At 67.0% G+C, this 6,205-nt stretch carries 6 protein-coding genes and 1 pseudogene; all 7 read left to right on the forward strand.

Features of this window, described 5'->3' with window-relative positions; genetic code table 11:
• The first annotated feature begins 196 nt into the window (after window positions 1-196).
• Window positions 197-1,108, forward strand: coding sequence for an oxygen-dependent coproporphyrinogen oxidase (hemF, locus tag ACYP5B_RS16860; RefSeq protein ID WP_459570462.1), 912 nt, complete (start codon window positions 197-199; stop codon window positions 1,106-1,108).
• 10 nt (window positions 1,109-1,118) lie between these two features.
• Window positions 1,119-1,889, forward strand: coding sequence for a nicotinate-nucleotide adenylyltransferase (locus ACYP5B_RS16865; protein WP_400093834.1), 771 nt, complete (start codon window positions 1,119-1,121; stop codon window positions 1,887-1,889).
• 15 nt (window positions 1,890-1,904) lie between these two features.
• Window positions 1,905-2,663, forward strand: coding sequence for a ribosome silencing factor (gene rsfS / locus ACYP5B_RS16870; protein WP_400093832.1), 759 nt, complete (start codon window positions 1,905-1,907; stop codon window positions 2,661-2,663).
• Between the two features lie 23 nt (window positions 2,664-2,686).
• Window positions 2,687-3,157, forward strand: coding sequence for a 23S rRNA (pseudouridine(1915)-N(3))-methyltransferase RlmH (gene rlmH / locus ACYP5B_RS16875; protein ID WP_043344552.1), 471 nt, complete (start codon window positions 2,687-2,689; stop codon window positions 3,155-3,157).
• An 85-nt stretch (window positions 3,158-3,242) separates the two neighbouring features.
• Entirely contained in the window at window positions 3,243-3,884 is a 642-nt protein-coding gene (locus ACYP5B_RS16880; RefSeq protein ID WP_400093830.1) for a Maf family protein, read from the forward strand.
• Between the two features lie 132 nt (window positions 3,885-4,016).
• Window positions 4,017-5,483 (forward strand): ribonuclease G, encoded by a 1,467-nt coding sequence (rng, locus tag ACYP5B_RS16885; protein ID WP_318233373.1) that lies wholly within the window; start codon window positions 4,017-4,019, stop codon window positions 5,481-5,483.
• 264 nt (window positions 5,484-5,747) lie between these two features.
• Window positions 5,748-5,963: pseudogene (locus ACYP5B_RS16890) on the forward strand (sterol desaturase family protein); the annotation flags it as partial.
• Window positions 5,964-6,205: the final 242 nt, after the last annotated feature.

Below are 6,205 nucleotides of genomic sequence, written 5' to 3' on the forward strand. Positions count from 1 at the left end.
CCCATGGCGAGCCCTGCGGTGCTCGCCATGGGCCGCTCGCTACGATTTCTTCGCCCCTTTCGACACGCCGGAACAGAATTCCCCGAATCCGGCCAAGCGTTGCCTCAGCCAGTACAATCATGACATCGCTATGACGGCCGGGCAGGTTGACTGACCTGCCCGGCCGTCACCGCTCCGGCCCACCCGCCCGCATACCATGATCGATTCCCAGGCAGTCCGTGCCTATCTGCTCGGTCTGCAAGACCGTATCACCGACGCTGTCGCCGCCATCGACGGCAAGGCGTTTTCGACCGATGCCTGGGAGAAGCCGCCCACCGAGCGCCTGCGCGGCAGTGGCCGCACCCGTATCCTGGAAGGCGGCGCCGTGATGGAGCGTGCCGGCGTGGGCTTCTCGCATGTGCGGGGCGATGCCCTGCCGCCGTCGGCCACCGCCAACCGGCCTGAGCTGGCCGGCCGCGGCTTCGAGGCGATGGGCGTCTCGCTGGTGTTCCACCCGCGCAACCCCTTTGTCCCGACCGTGCATATGAACGTGCGCTGCCTGCTGGCGGTGAAGGAAGGCGCCGAACCGGTCTGGTGGTTCGGCGGCGGCATGGACCTGACGCCGTATTACGGCAACGCTGGCGATTGCACGCACTTCCACGCCACCTGCCGCGACGCCCTCGCCCCCTATGGCGATGACCTCTATCCGCGTTTCAAGCAATGGTGCGACGAGTATTTCTTCCTCAAGCACCGCGGCGAAGCGCGCGGCATTGGCGGCATTTTCTTCGATGACTTCTCCGCGCTCGGCTTCGAGCGCAGCTTTGCCATGATGCAGTCGGTCGGCGACGCCTTCCTCGACGCCTACCTGCCGATCCTGCAGGCGCGCAAGGACATGCCTTATGGCGAGCGCGAGCGGGAGTTCCAGGCCTACCGGCGCGGCCGCTATGTGGAGTTCAACCTGGTGTTCGACCGCGGCACGCACTTCGGGCTGCAATCGGGCGGACGCAGCGAGTCGATCCTGATGTCGATGCCGCCGCTGGCCAGCTGGCGCTACGACTGGCAGCCCGAGCCGGGCAGCGCGGAGGCCGCGCTGTACACGGACTTCCTGCCAGTGCGCGAGTGGGCCTGACGGCAACCCCATGGCACACCACATCGCACGATCGCTCACCGCCAACGCGGCAGACGCAGCAGGCTCGACCAAGAGCAACCGCCCCTACCGCCTCGGCATTCTCGGCGGCACCTTCGATCCGCCCCACATCGGCCACGTTGCACTCGCCCGCCTGTGCATCGAACATCTCGAGCTCGACGAGCTGGTCTGGATTCCGACCGGCCAGTCGTGGCAAAAAGGCGACGACGTCACCCCTGCCGCCGATCGCCTCGCCATGACCGAGCTGGCCGCGCAGGCGTTGTCCGACACCCGCGCGCTGGTCCATGCCAGCCGTATGGAAGTCGATCGCGCCGGCCCCAGCTACACCGTTGATACCGTGCATGAACTGCGCGAGCACTATGGCCCCAACGCCTCGCTGGCGTGGCTCATGGGCGCCGACCAGTTGCTGCGCCTGCACACCTGGCATGGCTGGCAGGAACTGTTCGCGCACGTCCACCTTTGCGTGGCGACACGGCCCGGTTTCGACCTCGGGGAACTGGACGGTCCGGTGCGCCAGGAGCTCGCAGAACGGCGTGCGTCCACCGACCTGATACAATCCATGCCCTCCGGCCGCATGTGGATCGACCAGACGCTAGCCGTCGACCTCTCCTCCACCGCCCTACGCCAACGCCTGGCTGCCGGACAACCGGCAGATGACCAGCTGCCGTCCGGCGTGGCACACTACATCGCGAGCCGCGGCCTGTATCGGCCGACGCAGTTGGATCTGCCCATCCCGGCCCGCCCCCAAACCGATCTCAGCTGAACTGAAAAAAGCACCATGGATATTCGCAAACTGCAACGCGCCATCGTCGACGGCCTCGAAGATGTCAAAGCGCAGGACATCAAGGTGTACGACACCACCCACCTGACCGAGCTGTTCGACCGGGTGGTGATCGCCAGCGGGAGCTCGAACCGCCAGACCAAGGCGCTGGCCGCCTCGGTCCGCGATACCGTCAAGGACGCCGGCGGCCATATCGTTGCGGTGGAAGGGCTGGAAACGGGCGAATGGGTGCTGGTCGACTGCGGCGACGCCGTCGTCCACATCATGCAGCCGCAGCTGCGCATGTATTACAACCTGGAAGAACTCTGGGGTGACAAGCCGGTACGCCTGAAGCTGTCCACGGCCAAGAAGGGCCTGGCCAAGGCCAGCGAGCCGATCGACGGCGAAGACGAAGACGAGGCACCGGTCGTGCGCACCGCGCGCCGCGCCACCGGCCTGCGCCCGGCACTGGCCCGCCTGCCCGAAGGCATGAAAGAGCCTTCGCCGCCGCTTGGCCACGAAGATACGGACCCGGACGCCATCGCCACCAACCGCGCCCCGACCGTGCAAAAACGCCTGACCAGCGCGCTGGGCTCGGCACCGGCACGCAAGGCACCGGCCAAGACGGGCGCACCGCGCAAGACCGCAGCCGGCACCGGCGTGGCACGCAAGACCGCCACCAAGACGGCTGCGACCAAGACTGCCACCAAGGCACCGGCCAAGACGGCGGCCGCGAAGGCTCCGGTCGCGCGCAAGCGCACCACCCGCTCGGCCTGAGCCGGACCGGCCCGCTTCCCGCCATGCAGTTGCTGATCGTGGCCGTTGGACACAAGATGCCCGGCTGGATCGAAACGGGATTCGCGGAGTACGCGAAGCGCATGCCGCCCGAGCTGCGCATCGAACTACGCGAGATCAAGCCCGAGACGCGCTCCTCGAGCAATAACGCCACCACCGTGATGCAACGCGAGGCGGCCCGCATCGAGGCGGCGCTGCCCAAGCAATGCCGCATCGTGGCGCTCGACGAGCGCGGGCGTGACCTCACCACGGTGCAGCTCGCCGCCCAGCTGGGCGACTGGCAGCGCGAAGGCGGCGACGTCGCCTTCCTGATCGGCGGCGCCGACGGCCTCGATCCCGCCCTGAAGGCCCGCGCGCAAACCCTGCTGCGCCTGTCCAGCCTGACCATGCCGCACGGCATGGTGCGCGTGCTGCTGGCAGAGCAGCTCTATCGCGCCTGGTCGGTCACCCAGAACCACCCCTACCACCGCGCCTGAAACCAAGCGCGCCTGGGTCACGCACCGGGCGAGGCCGCGGGTACAATGCGACCGAAGCGGCGCATGCGCTGCAGCCGCATTTGGCATGCCCTATCCCCGGATCCTTCCCGACTGCCCTGCCGTGACCCATACCTTCCTCTATCTCGCCTCCCAAAGCCCGCGCCGGCGCGAGCTGCTGACCCAGCTTGGCGTCGCCTACGAACTGCTGCTGGCCGACGGCGATGAAGACGCCGAGGCGCTGGAAATCGTATTGCCTGGCGAGAGCCCGGACGACTACGTGCAGCGCGTGTGCGCCCTCAAGGCCGAAGCCGCACTGCGCCGGCGCGAGCGGCGCGCCCTGCCCGACGCCCCCATCCTGACCTCGGACACCACCGTCTGCCTGGGCGGCGAGATCCTCGGCAAGCCCGCCGACGACGCCGATGCCGCCCGCATGCTTGCCGTCCTGTCCGGGCGCACCCACCGTGTGCTGAGCGCGGTAACCGTGGTCTCTGCGCTGGGCCAGCGCCATGCGCTGTCGGTTTCCGAGGTGAGCTTTCGCACCATGACCGCCAACGAGATCGCGGCCTACGTCGCCAGCGGCGAACCGGCCGGCAAGGCCGGCGCCTATGGCATACAGGGCCGCGCCGCCGAGTTCGTCGAGCGAATCGACGGCAGCTATTCGGGTATCATGGGTTTGCCCCTGTTCGAGACGGCTTCGCTGCTCAGACAGGCCCATCTGCGGTTCTGAGAACCCCGCCGCCGCCCATCCGTTCCCGCTTCAGGCTGCTGCCACCCTGGCCACGGCAGCGCCCACGGGAGGCATGGCAGCACAATGCGGACAACCACCTGGCCGGTCAGCCGGCGACGAGTTTCATCCACTATGACTGAAGACATCCTCGTCAACATCACACCGCAGGAAACACGCGTGGCCATCGTGCAGCAGGCCGCCGTGCAGGAACTCCACGTCGAGCGCACGCTGTCGCGCGGGCTCGTCGGCAATATCTACCTCGGCAAGGTCGTGCGCGTGCTGCCCGGCATGCAGTCCGCCTTCATCGATATCGGGCTGGAGCGCGCCGCCTTCCTCCACGTCGCCGACATCTGGCACCCGCGCGACCCGGACAAAAACGCCAATGCCGCGCCGCTGGCCATCGAGAAGACGCTCTACGAAGGCCAGGCCCTGATGGTCCAGGTCATCAAGGATCCCATCGGCACCAAGGGCGCGCGCCTGTCCACGCAGGTCAGCATTGCCGGGCGCACCCTGGTCTACCTGCCGCAGGACCCGCACATCGGCATCTCCCAGCGCATCGAGGGTGAGGTCGACCGCGAAGCCCTGCGCGCCCGCGTGCAGGGGCTGGTGCCGGCGGATGAGCGCGGCGGCTTCATCGTGCGCACCATCGCCGAGGAATCCAGCAACGAAGAGCTCGGCAACGACATCGCCTACCTGCGCAAGATCTGGGCCTCGATCCGCCAGAACGCCACCACGCTGCCCGCGCCCAGCCTGCTCTACCAGGACCTCAACCTGGCCCAGCGCGTGCTGCGCGACTTCGTCAACGACGCCACCAACGTGATCCAGGTGGATTCGCGCGAGAACTTCCAGAAGCTGGTCGAGTTCGCCCAGGAGTACACCCCCGCGGTGCTGCCGCGGCTGTCGCACTACACCGGCGAGCGCCCCGTCTTCGACCTCTTCAATATCGACGCCGAGATCGAGAAGGCGCTGTCGCGCCGGGTCGACCTGAAGTCCGGCGGCTACCTGATGATCGACCAGACGGAGGCCATGACCACCATCGACGTCAACACCGGTGGCTACGTCGGCGCGCGCAACTTCGACGACACGATCTTCAAGACCAACCTGGAAGCGGCGCACACCATCGCGCGCCAGCTGCGGCTGCGCAACCTGGGCGGCATCATCATCATCGACTTCATCGATATGGAGAACACCGAGCATCGCGACCAGGTGCTCTCGGAGCTCAAGCGCGCGCTGTCGCGCGACCGCACCCGCATCACCGTCAACAGCTTCTCTCAGCTCGGGCTGGTGGAGATGACCCGCAAGCGCACGCGTGAATCGCTGGCGCACGTGCTGTGCGAGCAGTGCCCCGTGTGCACGGGCAAGGGCCAGGTCAAGACGCCGCGCACGGTCTGCTACGACATCCTTCGCGAGATCATGCGCGAGTCGCGCCAGTTCAACCCGCGCGAGTTCCGCATCCTCGGCTCGCAGCACGTGATCGATTTGTTCCTGGAAGAAGAAAGCCAGCACCTGGCCATGCTCGGCGACTTCATCGGCAAGCCGATCTCGCTGCAGGTGGAATCGACGTTCCACCAGGAGCAGTACGACATCATCCTGATGTAATCGAGGACAGCATCAGGCGCCGCCCGCGGCCGCCTGATGCTGCGCAGCCCCCTCATTCAGGAGTCCCCGGAACAGGCGCGCCAGGTTGGGCGGCCCAGCGCTTCCATCACTTCCGGCTTGTTCGAAAAATACTGGTGGAGTGCCGATGCTGATGCCGGCCACCTCGGCGATCCGGCTGGCGCTCAAACCCTCCAGCCCCTCCTGCCCCTCCGTGTCCAGGAGACGGATGGTCGACTCAAATATGCGTTCCAGGTTCTCCAGGGACCGCGGCTCGGCTGGCTGGAATATGTCCTGAATACGCCGTCCGCGCACCGGGTCCATCACGCCGCCAACGTCGAATACCTGGATGCCAACTTCGGCGGCGTGCTGATCGTCTTCGACAGGCTCTTCGGACAGGGCCACACCACCGAAGCGCTTCGCCGTCAGGTCGCTCTCTTCGGCACCCTTGCCTCGGCGGGCGGCGGCGCTGCGCCGAAGTAGCAAGAGCGGTGCGCGTGCGCACGCTTTCCTCTCGCCTTCCTTGCCCTATCCGCTATAAATATGGAGACAGGTGCCGGCATTCAGATTGCCTCGCGGGCGCCGGGCGCAAGGAGTCACCATGAAGAACAAGCGCTTGCTGTTGTGGCCGTTAGCTGCCGTCTTGGCGGCATGCACGGTGACACTGCCTCCTCCCTCCCCGCCAGCTGCGCGCGTACCCGCGACACAAACGGCCCCCGCCCCCG

The organism is Cupriavidus sp. 8B (genome assembly GCF_054589115.1).

Coding starts and splice junctions, on each gene's coding strand:
- hemF (WP_459570462.1), top strand. CDS start 197: ATGATCGATTCCCAGGCAGTCCGTGCCTATCTGCTCGGTCTGCAAGAC.
- ACYP5B_RS16865 (WP_400093834.1), top strand. CDS start 1,119: ATGGCACACCACATCGCACGATCGCTCACCGCCAACGCGGCAGACGCA.
- rsfS (WP_400093832.1), top strand. CDS start 1,905: ATGGATATTCGCAAACTGCAACGCGCCATCGTCGACGGCCTCGAAGAT.
- rlmH (WP_043344552.1), top strand. CDS start 2,687: ATGCAGTTGCTGATCGTGGCCGTTGGACACAAGATGCCCGGCTGGATC.
- ACYP5B_RS16880 (WP_400093830.1), top strand. CDS start 3,243: ATGCCCTATCCCCGGATCCTTCCCGACTGCCCTGCCGTGACCCATACC.
- rng (WP_318233373.1), top strand. CDS start 4,017: ATGACTGAAGACATCCTCGTCAACATCACACCGCAGGAAACACGCGTG.